Source organism: Pseudomonas paraveronii, assembly GCF_963681955.1.
Lineage (GTDB): Bacteria > Pseudomonadota > Gammaproteobacteria > Pseudomonadales > Pseudomonadaceae > Aquipseudomonas > Aquipseudomonas paraveronii.
Genome location: NZ_OY817130.1, coordinates 5,483,297 through 5,504,274 on the forward strand (window position 1 = coordinate 5,483,297; position 20,978 = coordinate 5,504,274).

A 20,978-nucleotide genomic window follows, 5' to 3' on the forward strand; every position below is an offset into this window, starting at 1 on the left:
TTAGTGGTCAGCTGCAGGACCGCCGATCGGGCTTTCAGGGCGTTCGTTCTGAACCACTGGCGGCGTGCCAGAGGTGCCCGAACCACCTTCCCAATCGCGAGGTTCACGCGGTGTACGGCCAGCCATGATGTCGTCGATCTGGTCGGCATCAATGGTTTCGTACTTCATCAGCGCATCCGCCATAGCATCAAGCTTGTCGCGGTTTTCGGTGAGGATCTGCTTGGCCGTGCCGTAGCACTGGTCAATGATGCTGCGCACTTCGGAGTCGATCAGCTTGGCTGTCTCACCGGAGAAGCTGGCACTTTGACCGCCACCGCCACGCCCCAGGAACACTTCACCTTCTTCCTCGGCGTACATCAAAGGGCCGAGTTTTTCCGACAAGCCCCACTTGGTCACCATGTTCCGCGCAATCTGGCTGGCGCGCATGATGTCGTTGGAAGCGCCGGTGGTTACACCGTCAAAGCCCAGGGTCATCTCTTCGGCAATTCGGCCACCGTACAGCGAGCAGATCTGGCTGATCAGCGCACGCTTGGAGAGGCTGTAGCGATCCTCTTCCGGCAGGAACATGGTGACACCCAGCGCCCGACCACGAGGAATGATCGACACTTTGTACACCGGGTCATGCTCAGGCACGACGCGCCCCACGATGGCGTGACCCGCTTCGTGATAAGCGGTGTTCTGCTTCTCTTTCTCGGACATGACCATGGATTTGCGCTCGGCGCCCATCATGATCTTGTCTTTCGCCAGTTCGAACTCTTTCATTTCAACGATGCGTTTGCCGGTACGGGCCGCAAATAGCGAAGCCTCGTTCACCAGGTTGGCCAGGTCAGCACCGGAGAAGCCTGGCGTACCGCGGGCAATCACGGCCGGAGCCACGTCGTCGCCCATCGGCACTTTACGCATGTGTACTTTCAGGATCTGTTCACGACCACGGATATCCGGCAAGCCAACCACGACCTGACGGTCGAAACGGCCTGGACGCAGCAATGCAGGGTCCAGTACGTCCGGACGGTTGGTTGCGGCAATGACGATGATGCCGTCATTCATTTCAAAACCATCCATCTCCACCAGCAACTGGTTGAGGGTCTGCTCACGCTCATCGTGACCACCGCCCATGCCAGCACCACGATGGCGACCGACGGCGTCGATTTCATCGATAAAGATGATGCATGGTGCGTGTTTCTTGGCCTGCTCGAACATGTCACGAACACGGCTGGCACCGACACCAACGAACATCTCGACGAAGTCCGAACCGGAAATAGTGAAGAAAGGCACTTTGGCTTCGCCGGCAATTGCCTTGGCCAGCAAGGTTTTACCGGTCCCCGGAGGGCCAACCATCAGCACGCCGCGAGGAATGCGACCGCCCAGACGCTGGAATTTGCCCGGATCACGCAGGAACTCGACCAGCTCGCCCACTTCTTCCTTGGCTTCGTCGCAACCGGCGACATCACCCAGGGTTGTCTTCACTTGGTCTTCGGAGAGCAGGCGCGCCTTGCTCTTGCCGAAACTCATCGGCCCGCCCTTGCCTCCCGCACCACCTTGCATCTGGCGCATGAAGAACATGAACACGGCAATGATCACCAGGATCGGGAAGCTCGCCACCAGGAGTTGAGTCCAGATGCTCTGCTGCTCAGGCAGCTTGCCTTCGACAACCACGTGGTTATCCACCAGGTCGCCGATCAGACCGTTGTCCTGGATCGCCGGACGAATGGTCTTGAAGCCGTCGCCATCGCTGCGCTTGCCGGTAATCACGTAGCCATCAACCGCTACGCGCTCGACCTTGCCATCCTTAACTTGCTGGATGAAGTCGGAATAGTTGAGGGTCTGCGGCTCGTTAGGGCTGGAGAAGTTGTTCATCACCGTCACCAGGACAGCCGCGATGATCAACCACAGGATCAGATTCTTTGCCATATCGTTCAATTAACTACCCTCTGAAGCAAGCTCCGCTACTGGCGCGCGCTTCGCATGATATTCACCAGCCTAACTTACTACATTACCTACAACTCTGGCAGGCGCCGTCTGTAACCCTTTGTGAAACTTTGACTACACAATATTCGTAAAGCTTCGTGACGAAAGCGATATAAAAAAACCTATCGACTCCCTTCAAACCCTCAAAGACGCTCATCACTCGCTGCGCCTTCGATCCCGCGGAACCCCCGCGCCAGCAGATATTGCTCGCGAGACCGGTCCCGGGAAGAGTCCGGTTTGCGCATCTGCACCTTGTCGAACAGCTTGCGGATGTTCTTGTGGTACTCGTCGAAGCCCTCACCCTGGAAGACTTTGACCAGGAAATCACCACCCGGACGCAATACCCGCCCCGCCAGATCCAGCGCCAACTCGCACAGGAACATGGCTCGCGGCATATCAACAGCCGGTAATCCACTCATATTGGGGGCCATGTCGGAAATCACAAGGTCCACCTGCGAATTTCCCACCGCCTGCAGGATCTCCGCCAACACCGCGTCCTGGGTAAAGTCACCATGGACGAAGGTCACATCCGGGATGCTGTCCATCTCCAGAATGTCGGAAGCGATCAAGCGGCCTTGACCACCAATCAGACGACTGGCCACCTGAGACCAGCCACCTGGGGCGGCCCCCAGGTCGATCACGCTCATGCCGGGGCGGAACAATTTGTCCTTTTCCTGCAGCTCAAGCAGCTTGTAGCTGGCCCGGGAGCGGTAGCCGTCCTTTTGCGCCTTTTTGACGTAAGGGTCGTTGAAATGCTCTTGCAGCCACTTAAGGCTAGTTTTGGAACGGGCCACGGGCCACCTCGAAAATAAAACGGGTCGTGATTAACTGGGCGGTCCCGGACTCGCTCGGGTAAACTGGCCGCCGCTTTTTACAAGATCAGACGCAGGGGTCAGATTATGCCGCTCACTCAAGAGCAGAAGAAACAGTACAAATCCATTGGCCACCATCTGAAACCAGTTTTGATCGTGGCCGACAACGGTTTGACTGAAGGTGTGTTAGCCGAACTTGAACGCGCATTGGGCGATCACGAACTGATCAAGATCAAGGTCAACATCCTTGACCGCGAAGCGCGCCTGGCCGCCATTGCAGAACTGTGCAAGGTTGGCAAGGCAGACCTGGTTCAGGTCATCGGCAAGATGGCGCTGCTGTATCGCAAGAACTTCAGCGTCAACAAGCAACTGTCGAACGTTCATCGCTTCAAATGACAACAAGGGTCACGGGCGTGCTTAGCGCGCCCCGCCACTCCACCCCGGCGCCGGTTGCATCACCAGCACCAGGCCGGAAAACCCTAGCACAAGATAGCTGAATAGCTGCCAGCGCAACGCTTCCGGCAGCCACACATGCACGATGCAATACATTGCACACGCATACAGCGCCATCAACAGCAGTTGGCCGCGAATATCCCGCCACAAACTCCCCAAGCCTTCGGCCTTGATCAGCACCAGCGCCTGAAGCGTCACGCACGCCGCCGCAAAACCCACCAGCAGCGCACTCAATAATCCGTCGATCTCATCGATCAACAACGGCGCCAGGCCAATCAGGCCCAACGCCGGCAACACGCCAATATGCAGCAACCACAGGCCGCCCACCCAAAGCATCTGGGCAAACTGCCAAAGCATGGCGCCCGCACGAAGCGGGCGCCGCCTTTCAGACATGGCGAACTTCGACAATCTCATACTCGATCACGCCACCGGGCGTTTTCACAACCACCACATCCCCCTCTTCCTTGGCAATCAAGGCACGGGCCAGTGGCGAACCGACGGAGATCTTGCCGAGTTTGAAGTCAGCCTCGTCCTCACCCACGATGTGGTAGACCACGCTTTCGTCAGTCTCGACGTTGGCGATTTCCACCGTGGTGCCGAAAATCACTTTGCCGGTGTGCGGAATGGTCGTGACATCGATGATCACCGCATTCTGCATACGGCCCTCGATATCACGTATCCGCGCCTCGACCATACCCTGCTGCTCGCGGGCAGCGTGGTATTCGGCGTTTTCCTTCAAGTCACCCAGCTCGCGGGCCGTACCGATGTCCTGGCTCAGCTTTGGACGGACGACCTTGGTCAGATGGGCGTGCTCCTCTTCCAGGGCCTTGGCGCCCCGGACGGTCATTGGGTATTTGATCATGCCTTCAATCCTGCGTGTAGATCCTGCAAGCGACGCACGGTCTTTTCCGGACCGAACTTAAGCGCTTCGCAGATAGCTTCGCCAGCAGCAATGGTAGTGGTGCAGTAAATCTTGTGCTGCAAGGCATTACGACGAATGGAGTAAGAATCCGCGATCGACTGACGACCCTCGGTGGTGTTGATGATCAGGGTGACTTCGTCATTCTTGATCATATCGACCACGTGCGGACGGCCTTCCGTCACCTTGTTCACGCGACGCACTTTCAGGCCCGCCGCTTCAATCAGCTTGGCGGTCCCGGCGGTGGCCACGATCTCGAAGCCCAAGTTGATCAGATCACGGGCCACGCCTGCAACCAGTGGCTTGTCATCATCGCGCACGCTGATGAAAGCAGTACCGCCGGTTGGCAGCACTTCGCTGGCGCCCATCTGGGCCTTGGCAAAGGCTTCACCGAAGGTATCGCCCACGCCCATCACTTCACCGGTGGACTTCATCTCTGGGCCCAGGATCGGGTCCACACCAGGGAACTTGGCGAATGGGAACACCGCCTCTTTCACGCTGTAGAAGTTCGGAATGATTTCCTTGGTGAAGCCGATTTCCTTCAGGGTCTTACCGGCCATCACGCGGGCAGCGATCATGGCCAGGGACACACCGATGCACTTGGACACGAACGGCACGGTACGCGAGGCACGCGGGTTGACTTCAATGACGTAGATATCGTCGCCTTGCAGCGCCAACTGTACGTTCATCAGGCCGACCACACCCAGTTCCAGGGCCATTTTCTTGACCTGTTCGCGCATCTCGTCCTGGATGTGCGCCGGCAGCGAGTATGGCGGCAGCGAGCACGCGGAGTCACCGGAGTGAACGCCCGCCTGTTCGATGTGCTGCATGATCGCGCCGATGACCACATCGGTACCGTCGCACACTGCGTCCACGTCCATCTCGATGGCGCAGTTGAGGAAGTGGTCCAGCAGCACCGGGCTGTCGTTGGACACTTTCACCGCATCACGCAGGTAACGCTTGAGTTCTTCTTCTTCGTAGACGATTTCCATCGCCCGTCCGCCCAGTACGTAGGAAGGACGTACCACCAGCGGGTAGCCGATCTTGCCGGCCGCACGAAGGGCTTCGTCTTCGCTGCGCACGGTGGCGTTTGGCGGCTGACGCAGGTTCAGGCGCTCGACCATTTGCTGGAAGCGCTCACGATCTTCGGCACGGTCGATGGCGTCCGGGCTGGTGCCGATGATCGGCACGCCGGCGGCTTCCAGGGCGCGAGCCAGTTTCAGCGGGGTTTGGCCGCCGTACTGGACGATCACGCCTTTAGGCTTCTCGACGCGCACGATTTCCAGCACGTCTTCCAGGGTTACCGGCTCGAAGTACAGGCGATCGGAGGTGTCGTAGTCGGTGGATACGGTTTCCGGGTTACAGTTGACCATGATGGTCTCGTACCCGTCTTCGCGCAGGGCGAGGGCGGCGTGTACGCAGCAGTAGTCGAACTCGATGCCCTGGCCGATACGGTTCGGCCCGCCACCCAGGATCATGATCTTGTCGCGACCCGACGGCGCAGCTTCGCACTCTTCCTCGTAGGTGGAGTACAGGTAAGCGGTGTCGGTGGAAAACTCGGCGGCACAGGTGTCAACGCGCTTGTAGACCGGGAAGATTTCCAGCTTGTGGCGATGAGTCCGCAGGTTTTTCTCGGTCACACCCAGCAGCTTGGCCAGGCGCTGGTCGGAGAACCCTTTGCGCTTGAGGCGGAACATCGTGTCGCGGTCGATGCTGGCCAGACCCAGGGTCTTGACCTTCTCTTCTTCCTTGATCAGATCTTCGATCTGCACCAGGAACCACGGATCGATCATGTTCATGCCGAAGATGTCTTCGACGGTCATGCCGGCGCGGAACGCGTCAGCAACGTACCAGATACGCTCGGCGCCCGGCACGGTCAGCTCGCGCTTGAGCACGCTCATGCTTTCCGGATTGCTCAGGTCGAGCTTCTCGTCCAGGCCGCAAACGCCGACTTCGAGGCCGCGCAGGGCTTTCTGCAGGGATTCCTGGAAGGTCCGGCCAATGGCCATGACTTCGCCGACCGACTTCATCTGAGTGGTCAGGCGCGCGTCAGCCTTGGGGAACTTCTCGAAGGCGAAACGTGGCAGCTTGGTCACGACGTAGTCGATGGACGGCTCGAAGGACGCCGGGGTCTTGCCGCCGGTGATGTCGTTCGACAGTTCGTCCAGGGTGTAACCAACGGCCAGCTTGGCCGCGACCTTGGCGATCGGGAAACCGGTGGCTTTCGAAGCCAGGGCCGACGAACGCGATACACGCGGGTTCATCTCGATCACGACCATGCGACCGGTGTTCGGGCAGATACCGAACTGCACGTTGGAACCGCCGGTTTCCACGCCGATCTCGCGCAGTACCGCCAGGGAGGCGTTACGCAGGATCTGGTATTCCTTGTCGGTCAGGGTCTGTGCCGGAGCCACGGTGATCGAGTCACCGGTGTGTACACCCATCGGGTCGAAGTTTTCGATGGAGCAGACGATGATGCAGTTGTCCTTCTTATCGCGGACAACCTCCATCTCATATTCTTTCCAGCCGATCAGGGATTCGTCGATCAGCAGCTCTTTGGTCGGCGACAGGTCCAGGCCACGGGCGCAGATTTCTTCGAACTCTTCGCGGTTGTACGCAATACCGCCACCGGTACCGCCCATGGTGAAGGACGGACGGATGATGCACGGAAAGCCCAGGGTCTCGAGGACCGCATTGGCTTCTTCCATGTTGTGGGCGATACCGGAACGCGGGCACGCCAGGCCGATGGACTTCATCGCCTTGTCGAAGCGCGAACGGTCTTCAGCCTTGTCGATGGTGTCGGCGTTCGCACCGATCATCTCCACGCCGAATTTTTCCAGAATGCCTTCGCGCTCCAGGTCCAGGGCGCAGTTCAGAGCGGTTTGGCCACCCATGGTCGGCAGCAGTGCGTCCGGACGCTCTTTCTCGATGATCTTGGCAACGGTCTGCCACTTGATCGGCTCGATGTAGGTGGCGTCGGCCATGGCCGGGTCGGTCATGATGGTGGCCGGGTTGGAGTTCACCAGGATGACGCGATAACCCTCCTCGCGCAGGGCTTTACAGGCCTGGGCGCCGGAGTAGTCGAATTCGCAGGCCTGGCCGATCACGATCGGGCCAGCGCCGAGAATCAGGATGCTTTTTATGTCTGTACGTTTTGGCATGGGTTTGTCACTCAAATCCGCAGGTCAGTCGGCAAGCCGTCTTGAACAATCTTTGAAGAGCCTGCGGGGGCCACCGACAGTCGGGGCCGCCCGCAAGCCGCTCAGTCAGCGTCGCTTGGCCATCTCATTGATGAAACGGTCGAACAGCGGCGCTACGTCGTTCGGGCCCGGGCTGGCTTCAGGGTGGCCCTGGAAGCTGAACGCGCTCTTGTCGGTGCGCTCGATGCCTTGCAGGGAACCGTCGAACAGCGACTTGTGAGTTGCACGGACGTTGGCCGGCAAGGTCACTTCATCCACCGCAAAACCGTGGTTCTGGCTGGTGATCATCACCACACCGGTGTCCAGGTCCTGCACAGGGTGGTTGGCGCCGTGGTGGCCGTGACCCATTTTCAGGGTCTTGGCACCGGAGGCCAGAGCCAGCAACTGGTGGCCCAGGCAGATACCGAACACCGGAATCTCGGTCTCCAGCACTTCCTTGATCGCCTTGATGGCGTAGTCGCAGGGCTCGGGGTCACCCGGGCCGTTGGACAGGAACACGCCGTCCGGCTGCAGAGCCAGGACGTCGCTGGCCGGAGTTTGCGCCGGCACAACGGTCACGCGGCAACCGCGTTCAACCAGCATGCGCAGGATGTTGTACTTGATGCCGTAGTCGTAGGCCACTACATGGTAGGGCAGATCCGCAGCATCAATGGTCTCGTGGCTGTCGGTCTTCAAATCCCAGACAGTAGAGCGCCATTCGTACTTTTCCTGGGCGCTGACGACTTTCGCCAGGTCCATGCCTTTCAGGCCTGGGAAGCCTTGCGCTGCAGCAATCGCAGCCGCTTCGGAAATATTGTCACCGGCCATGATGCAGCCGTTCTGCGAACCTTTTTCACGCAGGATGCGTGTCAGACGACGCGTATCGATACCGGCGATTGCCACAACGTTGTTGGCTTTCAGGTAATCGGACAGCGACATCGTGTTACGCCAGTTGCTCGCAACCAGTGGCAGGTCACGAATCACCAGGCCCGCAGACCAGACACGATTGGACTCGACGTCTTCCGGCGTAGTACCGGTGTTGCCGATGTGCGGATAGGTCAGGGTAACGATCTGTTGGGCGTAGGAAGGATCGGTAAGGATTTCCTGATAGCCGGTCATGGCAGTGTTAAACACCACCTCTCCAACGGTTTGACCGTCGGCTCCAATGGCTTCGCCGCGAAAAATGCTGCCATCAGCAAGGGCGAGTATGGCTGGCTTAGTCAAGAAGACCTCCCGTAAATAAAGCCTGAAAGGGCGATCGCAGGTTGTAAAAAAGCGGAGTGACGTATGGACACGTCACCCCGCTTCTTCACTGAATTATTCTGCGCGCTTTTAGTGGACACACTAAAGCTGTAGCTTACAGAAAAAGGCTATTTTGGTCCACCGCTAATGAGCCTTAAAGGCAGGAGAATGCGACAGGACGTCGCTTAGCGGGTAAAAACGGGGCCTTAGGATAATCCCGAGACCCCATTTTAGCTACTGATTAGTGCAGATCCAGCACATCGCGCATGTCATACAGCCCCGGCGCACGACCGTCCAGCCACAGCGCAGCACGCACCGCACCCTTGGCGAACGTCATGCGACTGGAGGCTTTGTGCGTGATTTCCAGGCGCTCGCCTTCAGCGGCGAACAGCACGGTGTGATCGCCGACGACGTCGCCACCGCGAACAGTGGCAAAGCCAATGGTGTCACGCGCACGCGCACCGGTATGGCCTTCACGCCCGTACACCGCCACCTTCGACAAGTCTCGGCCCAGGGCATCGGCGATAGCCTCACCCATGCGCAATGCCGTTCCCGACGGCGCATCGATCTTGTGGCGATGATGGGTTTCGATGATTTCGATATCCGCCTCATCACCCAGCACACGCGCCGCCAGATCCAACAGCTTGAGCGACAGATTCACACCCACACTGAAGTTGGCGGCAAACACGATGGGAATGTCCTTGCCCGCCTCGACCAGCAACTGCTTCTGCTCAGCACTCAAACCGGTGGTGCCAATCACCATGGCTTTGCCCGCCTTGCGGCAGAACGCCAGATTTTTCAGCATCACGTCTGGCAGCGTAAAGTCGATCAGTACGTCGAATTCGTCCGCCACCAGCTCCAGGTTGCCGGACAACGACACGCCGATACGCCCCAGCGAAGCCAGCTCACCGGCATCGGCACCGATCAACGTACTGCCAGGGCGAACGATCGCCGCCGTCAGGCCGGAGGCCGGCGAGCGCTGCTGCACCGCCTCGATCAAGGTTTTACCCATGCGCCCGGCAGCGCCCATTACGGCTATACGTCGCATACTCAATTCCTTACAGGTCGCCGAAGAAGCGCTTCACGCCATCGAAGAAGCCAGTGGTTTTCGGCGAATGGGAATCGTCGCCTGCCAACGAACTGCGGAACTCTTCGAGCAGTTCACGCTGACGACGGCCCAGATTGACCGGCGTTTCCACCGTGACACGACACATCAGGTCGCCCGCACCGCCACCACGCACCGGCGCAACGCCTTTGCCACGGATACGGAACTGCTTGCCGGTCTGCGTCCCCTCAGGGATCTTGAGATTGACCCGGCCGTCCAGGGTCGGAATCTCCAGCTCGCCGCCCAGGGCCGCGTCGACAAAGCTGATCGGCACTTCGCAGAACAGGTGCTTGCCGTCACGCTGGAAGATCGAGTGCTCGCGCACATTGATCACCACGTACAGATCACCCGTCGGACCGCCCTGAGTCCCCGCCTCGCCTTCGCCCGACAGGCGAATGCGGTCACCGGTATCCACGCCCGCCGGCACTTTGACCGACAGGGTTTTGTACTCTTCGACACGCCCTTCGCCGTGGCAGGAATCGCACGGGTCAGAGATGATCTTGCCTTGGCCCTGGCAACGCGGACAGGTCTGCTGCACCGAGAAGAAGCCCTGCTGCATGCGGACCTGGCCGATACCGCCGCAGGTCGGGCAGGTGATTGGCGACGAGCCTTTCTTGGCACCCGAACCGTCGCACGGCTTGCAGTTGACCAGCGTCGGCACGCGAATATTGACGCTGGTGCCGCGCACGGCTTCTTCCAGATTCAGTTCCAGGGTGTAGCGCAGGTCGCTGCCACGTTGGGCGCCACCACGCTGACCACCACGGCCACCGCCGAAGAAGTCGCTGAACACATCACCGAAAATATCGGAGAAGTTCTGACCGCCAAAACCGGCACCGCCGCCACCCATGCTCGGGTCGACGCCGGCGTGACCATACTGGTCGTAGGCTGCACGCTTGTTGGGATCACACAGGCATTCGTAGGCCTCATTGGCCTCTTTGAACATTTCTTCGGATTCTTTGTTATCCGGATTACGGTCCGGGTGGTGCTTCATCGCCAGGCGACGGTAAGCCTTCTTCAGGTCCGCCTCGCTGGAACCGCGCTCCACACCCAATACTTCGTAATAGTCACGCTTTGCCATAAGTCTTTGCACTCTTAAGGACGTTCAGCCAGACCCTCCTGAGCCTTGCCGAACTCGTTGAGCCCCAATACAGGCCCGGACCCAACTCACGTCAATTCAACGATCCTGGTCATAACTGCTTTCAGCCAGGGATCCGGCCAAAAACGCGGTGACTGTCGCCGGAAAGCAGGAGCATTCCCGATCACACCGCCAGCATCCGAGCGTTGTCGCATGCTGTAAAAATTTGCGTACCCCAGACACGCCAACGCGGGAGCAAGCTCCCGCGCGGCGACATCCTACCAGTCACCGCTTGATAGCGGTCAACCGGCCAAGCAGATTACTTCGTCTCTTTGACTTCTTCGAACTCGGCATCGACAACGTCGTCTTGCTTGGCTTCAGGCTCTGCCTGATGCGCGGCACCGTCAGCTGGCTGACCTTGTTCGGCGTACATTTTCTGAGCAACCGGTGCGGAGACTTTCGACAGCTCCTCAACCTTGGCTTCGATGGCCGCCTTGTCGTCGCCTTTAATCGCGGCTTCCAGAGCAACCACAGCAGCTTCGACCGCAGTTTTTTCTTCGGCAGTCACTTTGTCGCCAGCTTCAGTGATCATTTTGCGAGTCGAGTGAACCAGTGCGTCGCCCTGGTTACGAGCAGCGGCCAACTCTTCAAACTTCTTGTCAGCCTCGGCATTGGTTTCCGCATCACGAATCATCTGCTGAATTTCTTCATCAGACAGACCAGAGTTGGCCTTGATGGTGATCTTCTGCTCTTTGCCGGTCGCCTTGTCTTTGGCGCCTACGTGCAAGATGCCGTTGGCGTCGATGTCGAAGGTCACTTCAATTTGTGGCACGCCACGTGGTGCTGGTGGAATCTCGGCCAGGTCGAACTTGCCCAGGGACTTGTTCTGCGCCGCTTGCTTACGCTCACCTTGCAGGACGTGAATGGTCACGGCGCCCTGGTTGTCATCGGCAGTCGAGAACACTTGCGATTTCTTGGTAGGAATCGTGGTGTTTTTCTCGATCAGCGCAGTCATCACGCCGCCCATGGTTTCGATACCCAGGGTCAGCGGGCTGACGTCCAGCAGCAGTACGTCTTTCACGTCGCCGGCCAGTACCGCACCCTGGATGGCAGCACCCATGGCAACCGCTTCGTCCGGGTTCACGTCTTTACGTGCTTCTTTACCGAAGAACTCGGTCACCAACTTCTGAACCAGTGGCATACGGGTCTGACCGCCGACCAGGATCACGTCGTTGATCGCACCCACTTCGATACCGGAGTCTTTCAGTGCAATGCGGCAAGGTTCGATGGTGCGCTGAACCAGGTCTTCAACCAGCGCTTCCAGCTTGGCGCGCGAGATCTTCACGTTCAAGTGCTTAGGACCGGTAGCGTCTGCAGTGATGTACGGCAGGTTGACGTCGGTCGACTGCGCCGAAGACAGCTCGATCTTGGCTTTCTCGGCAGCTTCTTTCAGACGCTGCATCGCCAGCGGGTCACCCTTGAGGTTCATGCCGCTTTCTTTCTTGAACTCGTCAACGAGGTAGTCGATCAGACGGATGTCGAAGTCTTCACCACCCAGGAAGGTGTCGCCGTTGGTGGCCAACACTTCGAACTGGTGCTCGCCGTCAACTTCCGCGATTTCGATCACGGACACGTCGAAGGTACCGCCACCCAGGTCATAAACGATGACGGTGTGGTCGCCCTTGGCTTTGTCCATGCCGTAAGCCAGAGCGGCTGCGGTTGGTTCGTTGATGATACGTTTTACGTCCAGGCCCGCGATGCGGCCGGCGTCTTTGGTCGCCTGGCGCTGGCTGTCGTTGAAGTAGGCCGGAACGGTGATCACCGCCTCAGTCACTGCTTCACCGAGATAGTCTTCGGCGGTTTTCTTCATCTTTTTCAAGATTTCAGCCGAGATTTGTGGCGGTGACATTTTCTGGCCGTTTACTTCAACCCAGGCGTCACCGTTGTCAGCCTTGGCGATTTTGTAAGGGACCATCTTGATGTCTTTCTGTACGACTTCTTCGTCGAACTTACGACCGATCAAACGCTTCACCGCGTACAGGGTGTTGTGCGGATTGGTCACAGCCTGGCGCTTGGCCGACTGACCGACGAGGATTTCACCGTCGTTGGCGTAAGCAACGATCGACGGCGTAGTACGCGCGCCTTCGGCGTTTTCGATAACTTTTGCAACGCCGTTTTCCAGCACGGAGACACAGGAGTTGGTGGTCCCCAGGTCGATACCGATAATTTTGCCCATGATTTACTCTCCCGAAACTTGAATTTGGATGCCGCAGCAGTGGTGGCTAACTGCGGTAGCACTTAAACGCTTGACTTATAGATGGGGGCCTTGCGGCGAATTTCAAGCCTGCTCATCAATCGAAGGTGAAACCGGCGCGGGCGCCTTGCTGACCACGACCATTGCCGGGCGCAGCAGGCGACCGTTGAGCTGGTATCCCTTCTGGAATACTTTCAACACGCGGTTTGGCTCATGGTCATGACTTTCCTGCATAGCCATGGCCTGGTGATGCTCAGCGTTGAACGGATCGCCACCTTGCGGATCGACCGCCTCCAACTGATAACGCTTCAGGGCGTCCTGAAACATTTTCAGGGTCAGCTCGATACCTTCACGCATCGGGCGGATGTTTTCGTCGTCCGGACTGGACAACTCGAGGCCGCGCTCCAGGCTGTCGATGATCGGCAACAGATCACCGGCGAATTTTTCCAGCGCGAACTTATGGGCCTTTTCTACATCCTGCTCAGCGCGGCGGCGGACGTTCTGCAGATCGGCGGCAACACGCAAAGATTGGTCCTGCGCAGTGGCCAATTGCTCTTCGAGCACTTGCACACGAGTTGCCAGCTCATCACCGGCAGCCGAATTGGCGTCTGGAGTTTGCGTATCCTGCGTCTGTTCGTCAGCCATAGATTTCTCCTTTCAAAATCATGCGCGAACTCAACTCGCGCTTCTGTTCCGGTATATGGGGCCACAATTTCCAGGTTCAAGGGTGCAGGCGTTACCAAAAGTCTTTCAGCTGACCCAGATCAATTCCGACCCGTTCATTCCCCTTCGCGCTAAAAAAAACACCAACCCAAGCAAATCGAGCTAAGCATCAGGATTGTCAGCCCGGAACAAAACACTGTATAAATAACCAGACCTAAAGCCTGGGAGCGGCCGTCATGCTCGTGCACCTGTCCGTACATAACTACGCCATCGTTGAACATCTGGATCTCGAACTGGATCGCGGGATGAGCGTAATCACAGGCGAAACCGGCGCCGGCAAGTCGATCATGCTCGACGCCCTCGGCCTGACCCTGGGAGACCGCGCCGACAGTGGCGTGGTACGCCCCGGCGCAGACAAGGCCGATATCCTGGCGACCTTCGACCTGGCGGACATCCCCGAAGCGGAAGCCTGGCTTGCCGAGCGCGACCTTAATAATGAAGGGCCGTGCATCCTGCGCCGGGTCATCACCGCCGAAGGACGCTCCCGCGGCTATATCAACGGCACGCCCTGCCCCCTGGGTGACTTGAAAGCCCTTGGCGAGCTGTTGATCGATATCCACAGCCAGCACGAACACCAATCCCTGCTCAAAACCGACACCCATCGCCGCCTGCTCGATGAATACGCCGGCACCACCGACCTGGCCCGCCAGGTCCAGCTAGCCGCGCAGCGCTGGCGCCAGACCCGCCTGGAACTGGAGCGTCTCTCCAATTCCGGCGACGAGCAGCGCGCACGCCATCAATTGCTCAGCTATCAACTCGAAGAGCTGGAAAGCCTCGGCCTTGGCGAAAGCGAGCTGGAACAGCTTGAGCAGGAACACAAGAACCTCACCAACGCCGAAACCCTGCTGGGTATTTGCCGCCAGGTGGTGGAGCAATGCAGCGAGAGCGATTCGGGCAATGTGCTGAATGCACTGACCGTCAGCCTCAATCGGCTGTCCAGTGTGAACAATGCGTCCGGTTCGCTGAATGAAGCCACGACCTTGCTGACCAGTGCGCAAATTCAGGTAGAAGAAGCCGTAGGCGAACTGAACCGCTTCCTGGACCACTTCGACGCCGACCCGGCACGCCTGCAGGAAATAGAAGAACGCCTGGACACCATCTACACCCTGGCGCGCAAACATCGAATCCAGCCCACCGAAGTGGCAACGATGCAGCAGAAGCTGCTGGATGAAATCGAAACCCTGAACGCGAATGACGAATCCATTGAGCGCCTGAGCGACGAACTGGCTTCTTTCGCCCGCCACTATCAAGAGAAGGCCCGTGAACTGAGCGACCTGCGCCACCAAGCCGCCACAGGCCTGGCCAGTGCGGTAGAGCAGGAAATCCAGCGCCTGGGCATGCCCGGCGGCCGCTTCACCATCGAACTGCGCGCCAACACCAGCAACGAACTGCAGCCCCATGGCCTGGAACAGGTAGAACTGCTGGTCAGTGCCAACCCGGGGCAGCCGCTCAAGGCGCTGGCGAAAGTCGCCTCCGGCGGTGAGCTCTCACGGATCAGCCTGGCGATTCAGGTGATCACCGCCCAGACCTCGCGGGTTCCGACACTGGTCTTTGACGAGGTGGACGTTGGTATTGGTGGCCCGACCGCAGAAATTGTCGGTCAACTGCTGCGCCGCCTGGGAGATCGCGGCCAGGTGCTGACAGTCACCCACTTGCCGCAAGTGGCCGCCCAAGGGCATCAGCATTTGTTTGTACATAAAGTACGGGGCAGCGATGCGACACGCACTGCGGTGTCCAAGCTGAATAAGTCGGAGCGCGTTGAGGAAGTGGCGCGCATGCTCGGCGGTATCGACCTGACCAAAGAGTCCCTGGCCCACGCGAAGAAAATGGTGGTGGCGGCGAAGGCCTGACCGAACCAGCAATTTTCACGCTTATAGAAAGCACGAAGGCGACCCTGGGGTCGCCTTCAATCGTTTCGCAGAGTCAATCTGCGCCGATTTTTACTTTTTCTTACGAACGTAAAGAACCAAATTATGGTCCGCCAAGTCGTAGCCATGCTCCTCGGCAATTGCCTTCTGAAGCTTCTCGATTTCCAGGCTAGTGAACTCAATAACCTCGTTGGTATCCAGGTCAACCATGTGGTCGTGATGACCACCGTCAGCCAATTCGAACACTGCATGACCGCCGTCGAAATTATGACGAACCACCAGCCCTGCGGCTTCAAACTGGGTCAGCACACGGTAAACCGTGGCTAGGCCAACGTCCTCGTTAGACTCCATCAGCGCCTTGTAAACATCCTCGGCACTCATGTGGCGCTGCTCAGCAGAATCAAGCATTTGTAGAATTTTGACGCGTGGCAGAGTCACTTTAAGACCGGCTTTGCGTAGTTCGCTATTTTCAACCATGGTTAGCTTTCTCGCGGATGCTGCTTCGCAGCTTCTCTTAATACGGGTATGATCGGCGTTTACGTTGTCCCAGCCAAGATAGTGGAAGTCGCCCACCGATGCAAAACACCAAGCTCTTGCTAACCAGTTTCACCTTTGTGGGACTGCTCGCACTCGCCGGTTGTTCATTCCCCGGGGTTTACAAAATCGACATCCAGCAGGGCAATGTCGTCACACAGGACATGATAGACCAGTTACGCCCGGGAATGACCCGACGGCAAGTGCGGTTTATTATGGGTAACCCCCTGCTGACTGACACGTTCCATGCCGATCGCTGGGATTATCTCTACAGCATCCAGCCTGGGGGCGGTGAACGCCAACAGGAGCGTGTCGCTGTCATCTTTAATGGCAATGATCAACTGGTCAGCCTGTCCGGTGACTTCATGCCCGGCGTAAGCCGCGATGAAGCCTTGCTGGGCAAGGACAACGGCACCAACGTAACTGCGCCAGCGCAGGGAGCCGAGAAGCCGAAGTCCGAAGTCCCGGCCAAGCCAGGCTCATTGCTCGACAAGATCCAGAAAGACGTCGACGGCGTGCAAACCGTTCCAGTCCCGACGCCACAGCCTCTGGACACCAGCCCGCAGTAAGTGTGCGGCGCTCGATAAAAAGCCCGGCATGCCGGGCTTTTTGTTGCCTGCTGATTGGCCGGCCTATGAACGCTGTTGCTTGGCCAGCGCCGCCTTGGCCGCTCGCAGCCTGCGCACTTCCTTGGGGTCGGCCAGCAACGGGCGGTAAATTTCAATACGATCGCCTGATTGCACGGTGCGCGTATCGGGGTCCACCACCACCCTGCCGAATATCCCCAGCGGGCAATCAGCAAGGTCCGTCTCAGGAAAGTGCGCCGCAATACCCGACGCCTGCACCGCCGCCCGCAGGCTCGTGCCCGATGCCACCGCGACCGTCAGTAACACCTGGCGATCCACGCCGGCATAGACCACTTCAATCTCAAACATGCAGTTGCTTGGCTCGCTGACAAAACGCGTCGACCAGGGTATTGGCGGCCTGATTGAACAGAGGCCCCAACGTCGCCCTCACAATGGGCCCCGCATAATCGAAGGACAGATCCAGGCTGATCTTGCAGGCTTGCTCGGTCAACGCCTTGAATACCCAGACACCATGCAACTGGGTGAACGGCCCTTCCTGCAAATTCATTTCAATGGATTTGCCCGGCACCAGGACATTGCGTGTGACAAAGTGCTGACTAAGCCCTCCCTTGGCCACCCCGACACTGGCAACCATGTGCTCATCACTGCTTTCCAGCACCTCGGCGGTTGAGCACCATGGCAGGAATTCCGGGTAACGCGCCACGTCGTTGACCAGGTCATAAAGCGCCTGGGCCGGATAGGGCAGCAGGGCCGAACGTTGAATATGCGTCGTCATGTGAGCGTTATTTCCACAACTGAGCGGCAAACATCGAGAAAGAACAACCCGATCCGCGAGAGAAAAAAACCAAAGAACTGCCGGTATTGTCCGGGATTCGTCCAACACGCTCAAGCACGCAGGTTGACCGTAGCCGACACGCTCGCAACTCCCTATAATGCCGCCCCTATGGCTAAACAAAAGAAACACCCCACAGGGACCATCGCGCAGAATAAAAAGGCGCGACACGATTACTTCATCGAACATCGGTTCGAGGCTGGTCTGGTCCTGGCCGGCTGGGAAGTAAAAAGTCTGCGAGCCAGCAAGCTGCAGCTGGTCGACAGCTATGTGCTGCTCAAGGATGGCGAGGCGTGGCTGCTTGGCAGTCATATCACCCCGCTGACCACCGCGAGCACGCACGTGATTGCCGACCCGGTGCGCACGCGCAAGCTGCTGCTCAACGCCCGCGAACTGGACAAGCTCGCCGCCGCCGTACAGCAGAAAGGCTATGCCTGCGTCTGCCTGTCCTGGTATTGGAGCAAGCATCTGGTCAAGTGCGAGATCGCACTGGGCAAGGGCAAGAAGGAATACGACAAGCGCGATACCGAGCGCGAGCGCGATTCCGATCGTGAACTGCATCGCGCCGTGCGCAACAAGGGCAAGGAAGAATAATCCTTGTGACGCTGTAGCCTTGGGTGCCCCACCCTCGGCTACATGCTCTTGCGCCGCTCCGCCCGGGCCACGCGCTGAACTTCCTGACGCACTTCCTCCAACACCTCCTGCACATACAGCAGATGACGTGTTGAGACTTCCCGCGCCTGCTCGGCCCGCCCCTCGATAATCGCCAGGTACAAATCCCGATGCTGACTGATCAGCATGTCGCGGGTTTCCGTGCGCTGCTGATACATGCCGCCAATATTGGTCACCACGTTCCGCTTGAGCAGGTCGAACAACCCGCGGATGGTGTGCAACAGCACGGCGTTGTGGCTGGCCTCGGCAATGGCCAGGTGGAACCGCGCATCCGCCGCCCCCTCTTCTGCCCGGCTGACTTTATCGTCGCGTGCGTAACAATCCTGTAGCGCGTCAAAGGCCGCCGTCAGCCGCTCACGGTCGACCTCGGTAGCGCGCAACGCCGCGTAATAGGCACAGGACGCTTCGAGGGTTTGGCGAAACTCCAGCAAATCACGCTGAGCCTCGGGATTGTTTTCCAGCAGGTGCAACAACGGATCGCTGAACGTCGAGCCCAACGACTCAGCCACGTAATTGCCACCGCCGTGGCGACTGACCAGCAAACCCTTGGCCGCCAGTTTCTGAATCGCCTCACGCAGCGAGGGGCGCGAAACGCCGAACTTTTCAGCCAACGCACGCTCGGCCGGCAAGCGCTCGCCCGACTTCAGCGTGCCCTCAAGGATCATGCCCTCAAGCTGCTCGACAATATCGTCAGACAAACGGCGCTGACGCACCTGATCAAACCCCATAACTCTCTCTCCACGATCCCGACCACTCGCCGGGGCCTCTATTCTGGCCTATCGCAACGTTTGCAGCACCCATCAGAACACCTTCGATTTATCCGATCAGAGCGGCCGCCCATAACCTTAAGACCAAAGTTTCGCAGGCGGCAAATTGACACACCACCGCCTAGGCTTTTACTCTAGCCAACAGCGGCTGTAAATTGGTATTACCAATTACCCAAGCCGACTAAAATGTGCCTGACCAACAACAATTAGGGGCCACCCCATATGCAAACCTGGCAACAGCTCTACAGCCCACTCGGCAGCCTCGGCCTGTCCGCACTGGCCGCCGTTATTCCAATCGTATTTTTCTTCCTCGCTCTGGCCGTGTTTCGCCTTAAAGGCCACGTCGCCGGCAGCATCACGCTTGCGCTGTCGATCCTGGTGGCAATCTTTGCCTTCCAGATGCCGGTGGACATGGCACTGGCCGCTGCCGGCTACGGCTTTGCCTATGGCCTGTGGCCAATCGCCTGGATCATCGTCGCAGCGGTGTTCCTCTACAAACTGACGGTCAAAAGCGGCCAGTTCGAGATCATCCGCAGCTCGGTGCTGTCGATTACCGACGACCAACGCCTGCAGGTCTTGCTGATCGGCTTCTGCTTCGGCGCCTTCCTGGAAGGTGCCGCCGGCTTCGGTGCTCCCGTAGCGATTACCGCCGCGCTGCTGGTCGGCCTGGGCTTCAACCCGCTGTACGCCGCCGGCCTGTGCCTGATCGCCAACACCGCACCCGTCGCCTTCGGCGCCCTGGGGATTCCGATCATCGTTGCAGGACAAGTGACCGGCATCGACGCGTTCAAGATCGGCGCCATGACCGGTCGCCAATTGCCACTGCTGTCGCTGTTCGTTCCGTTCTGGCTGGTGTTCATGATGGACGGCCTGCGCGGCGTGCGCGAAACCTGGCCGGCCGCCTTGGTGGCAGGCTTGAGCTTTGCCATCACCCAATACTTCACGTCCAACTTCATCGGCCCGGAACTGCCGGACATCACCTCGGCTCTGGCCAGCCTGGTTTCCTTGACCCTGTTCCTGAAAGTCTGGCAACCCAAGCGCACCGCCGGCGCACAGATTGCCGGTGCAACCTCCAGCGCAACGGTCACCGCCAGCGCCGGCGGCTTCGGCCTGCCACGCAGCACTGTCGCTTCGCCCTACAGCCTGGGGCGAATCTTCAAGGCCTGGTCGCCGTTCCTGATCCTGACCGTGCTGGTGACCATCTGGACCCTCAAGCCATTCAAGGCAATGTTCGCCGCTGGCGGCTCGATGTACAGCTGGGTGTTTAACTTCGCGATCCCGCACCTGGACCAAATGGTGGTCAAGGTTGCGCCTATCGTGACCAACCCGACGGCCATCCCCGCCATATTCAAACTGGACCCGATTTCAGCGACCGGCACCGCGATCTTCTTTTCCGCGCTGATCTCGATGCTGGTATTGAAGATCGACATCAAAACTGGTCTTACCACTTTGAAAGAGACCTTCTACGAACTGCGCTGGCCGATCCTGTCCATCGGCATGGTGCTGGCCTTCGCCTTCGTCACCAACTACTCGGGCATGTCCTCGACCATGGCGTTGGTCCTGGCCGGCACCGGTGCAGCTTTCCCGTTCTTCTCGCCGTTCCTCGGCTGGCTGGGGGTTTTCCTGACAGGCTCCGACACCTCGTCCAACGCCCTGTTCAGCTCGCTGCAAGCCACCACCGCCCACCAGATCGGTGTCAACGACACCTTGCTGGTAGCGGCGAACACCAGCGGCGGCGTGACCGGCAAGATGATTTCGCCGCAATCGATCGCCGTGGCCTGCGCCGCGACCGGCCTGGTCGGCAAGGAATCCGACCTGTTCCGCTTCACCCTCAAGCACAGCCTGTTTTTCGCCACCATCGTCGGGCTGATCACGCTGGCCCAGGCCTACTGGTTCACCGGCATGCTGGTGCATTGAGACCACAGACAATCAAGCAATAACCGACGCCGAACAGCGATTTCGGCGTCAGCTTTCCACAACCCATCTGC

19 protein-coding genes are annotated in these 20,978 nt (G+C 58.8%); 5 read left to right on the forward strand and 14 right to left on the reverse strand.

Annotated features, from left to right (window positions below):
- Together ftsH and rlmE are read right to left on the reverse strand one after the other, a co-directional pair.
- A complete protein-coding gene (ftsH, locus tag U5A08_RS25330) occupies positions 1-1,911 on the reverse strand; it encodes an ATP-dependent zinc metalloprotease FtsH (RefSeq protein ID WP_321849057.1) in 1,911 nt (636 codons plus the stop codon).
- A gap of 200 nt (positions 1,912-2,111) precedes the next feature.
- Positions 2,112-2,762 (reverse strand): 23S rRNA (uridine(2552)-2'-O)-methyltransferase RlmE, encoded by a 651-nt coding sequence (rlmE, locus tag U5A08_RS25335; protein WP_247395685.1) that lies wholly within the window; start codon positions 2,760-2,762, stop codon positions 2,112-2,114.
- A gap of 105 nt (positions 2,763-2,867) precedes the next feature.
- Here rlmE and U5A08_RS25340 point away from each other — a divergent pair, with 105 nt between their 5' ends.
- Complete coding sequence (locus U5A08_RS25340; RefSeq protein WP_017139256.1) at positions 2,868-3,176, forward strand: YhbY family RNA-binding protein; 309 nt, start codon at positions 2,868-2,870, stop codon at positions 3,174-3,176.
- Positions 3,177-3,197: 21 nt separating this feature from the next.
- Here U5A08_RS25340 and U5A08_RS25345 read toward each other — a convergent pair whose 3' ends face one another.
- The 8 genes from U5A08_RS25345 to grpE form a co-directional block, all read right to left on the reverse strand.
- Positions 3,198-3,590 carry an MFS transporter gene (locus U5A08_RS25345; protein ID WP_321849058.1) on the reverse strand — a complete coding sequence of 131 codons (393 nt, stop codon included), beginning with the start codon at positions 3,588-3,590 and terminating at the stop codon, positions 3,198-3,200.
- A 28-nt stretch (positions 3,591-3,618) separates the two neighbouring features.
- Positions 3,619-4,095 (reverse strand): transcription elongation factor GreA, encoded by a 477-nt coding sequence (gene greA / locus U5A08_RS25350; RefSeq protein WP_017847415.1) that lies wholly within the window; start codon positions 4,093-4,095, stop codon positions 3,619-3,621.
- A complete protein-coding gene (carB, locus tag U5A08_RS25355; protein WP_247395684.1) occupies positions 4,092-7,313 on the reverse strand; it encodes a carbamoyl-phosphate synthase large subunit in 3,222 nt (1,073 codons plus the stop codon). The genes greA and carB overlap by 4 nt, the downstream gene beginning before the upstream one ends.
- Before the next feature lie 105 nt (positions 7,314-7,418).
- Positions 7,419-8,555, reverse strand: coding sequence for a glutamine-hydrolyzing carbamoyl-phosphate synthase small subunit (carA, locus tag U5A08_RS25360; RefSeq protein WP_253399177.1), 1,137 nt, complete (start codon positions 8,553-8,555; stop codon positions 7,419-7,421).
- Positions 8,556-8,814: 259 nt separating this feature from the next.
- Positions 8,815-9,621 carry a 4-hydroxy-tetrahydrodipicolinate reductase gene (gene dapB / locus U5A08_RS25365; RefSeq protein WP_253399179.1) on the reverse strand — a complete coding sequence of 269 codons (807 nt, stop codon included), beginning with the start codon at positions 9,619-9,621 and terminating at the stop codon, positions 8,815-8,817.
- A gap of 10 nt (positions 9,622-9,631) precedes the next feature.
- A complete protein-coding gene (gene dnaJ / locus U5A08_RS25370; RefSeq protein WP_253399181.1) occupies positions 9,632-10,756 on the reverse strand; it encodes a molecular chaperone DnaJ in 1,125 nt (374 codons plus the stop codon).
- 316 nt (positions 10,757-11,072) lie between these two features.
- Positions 11,073-12,989: a molecular chaperone DnaK gene (gene dnaK, locus U5A08_RS25375; RefSeq protein ID WP_253399184.1), complete on the reverse strand. Its 1,917-nt coding sequence runs from the start codon at positions 12,987-12,989 to the stop codon at positions 11,073-11,075.
- 102 nt (positions 12,990-13,091) lie between these two features.
- Positions 13,092-13,652 (reverse strand): nucleotide exchange factor GrpE, encoded by a 561-nt coding sequence (grpE, locus tag U5A08_RS25380; protein ID WP_253399186.1) that lies wholly within the window; start codon positions 13,650-13,652, stop codon positions 13,092-13,094.
- A 254-nt stretch (positions 13,653-13,906) separates the two neighbouring features.
- On the opposite strand from grpE, the gene recN reads away from it, so the two are divergent.
- Entirely contained in the window at positions 13,907-15,580 is a 1,674-nt protein-coding gene (gene recN, locus U5A08_RS25385; RefSeq protein ID WP_321849059.1) for a DNA repair protein RecN, read from the forward strand.
- 90 nt (positions 15,581-15,670) lie between these two features.
- Here recN and fur read toward each other — a convergent pair whose 3' ends face one another.
- Entirely contained in the window at positions 15,671-16,075 is a 405-nt protein-coding gene (gene fur / locus U5A08_RS25390) for a ferric iron uptake transcriptional regulator (protein WP_253400442.1), read from the reverse strand.
- A gap of 98 nt (positions 16,076-16,173) precedes the next feature.
- Between fur and U5A08_RS25395 the strand changes: the two genes are divergently transcribed.
- Positions 16,174-16,701, forward strand: a complete 528-nt coding sequence (locus tag U5A08_RS25395) for an outer membrane protein assembly factor BamE (RefSeq protein WP_247395671.1) — start codon at positions 16,174-16,176, stop codon at positions 16,699-16,701.
- Between the two features lie 63 nt (positions 16,702-16,764).
- Here U5A08_RS25395 and U5A08_RS25400 read toward each other — a convergent pair whose 3' ends face one another.
- Both U5A08_RS25400 and U5A08_RS25405 read right to left on the reverse strand, forming a co-directional pair.
- Positions 16,765-17,067 (reverse strand): RnfH family protein, encoded by a 303-nt coding sequence (locus tag U5A08_RS25400; protein ID WP_247395670.1) that lies wholly within the window; start codon positions 17,065-17,067, stop codon positions 16,765-16,767.
- Positions 17,060-17,494, reverse strand: coding sequence for a type II toxin-antitoxin system RatA family toxin (locus U5A08_RS25405; protein WP_247395669.1), 435 nt, complete (start codon positions 17,492-17,494; stop codon positions 17,060-17,062). The genes U5A08_RS25400 and U5A08_RS25405 overlap by 8 nt, the downstream gene beginning before the upstream one ends.
- Positions 17,495-17,662: 168 nt before the next feature.
- Here U5A08_RS25405 and smpB point away from each other — a divergent pair, with 168 nt between their 5' ends.
- Positions 17,663-18,145, forward strand: a complete 483-nt coding sequence (gene smpB, locus U5A08_RS25410) for an SsrA-binding protein SmpB (RefSeq protein WP_017847403.1) — start codon at positions 17,663-17,665, stop codon at positions 18,143-18,145.
- Between the two features lie 38 nt (positions 18,146-18,183).
- On the opposite strand, the gene U5A08_RS25415 is transcribed toward smpB, so the two are convergent.
- The gene (locus U5A08_RS25415) at positions 18,184-18,951 is read right to left on the reverse strand and encodes an FCD domain-containing protein (RefSeq protein ID WP_253399190.1); all 768 of its coding nucleotides are present in this window, start codon (positions 18,949-18,951) and stop codon (positions 18,184-18,186) included.
- A 261-nt stretch (positions 18,952-19,212) separates the two neighbouring features.
- Here U5A08_RS25415 and U5A08_RS25420 point away from each other — a divergent pair, with 261 nt between their 5' ends.
- Positions 19,213-20,907 carry a lactate permease LctP family transporter gene (locus U5A08_RS25420; protein ID WP_253399192.1) on the forward strand — a complete coding sequence of 565 codons (1,695 nt, stop codon included), beginning with the start codon at positions 19,213-19,215 and terminating at the stop codon, positions 20,905-20,907.
- Positions 20,908-20,978 lie beyond the last annotated feature (71 nt).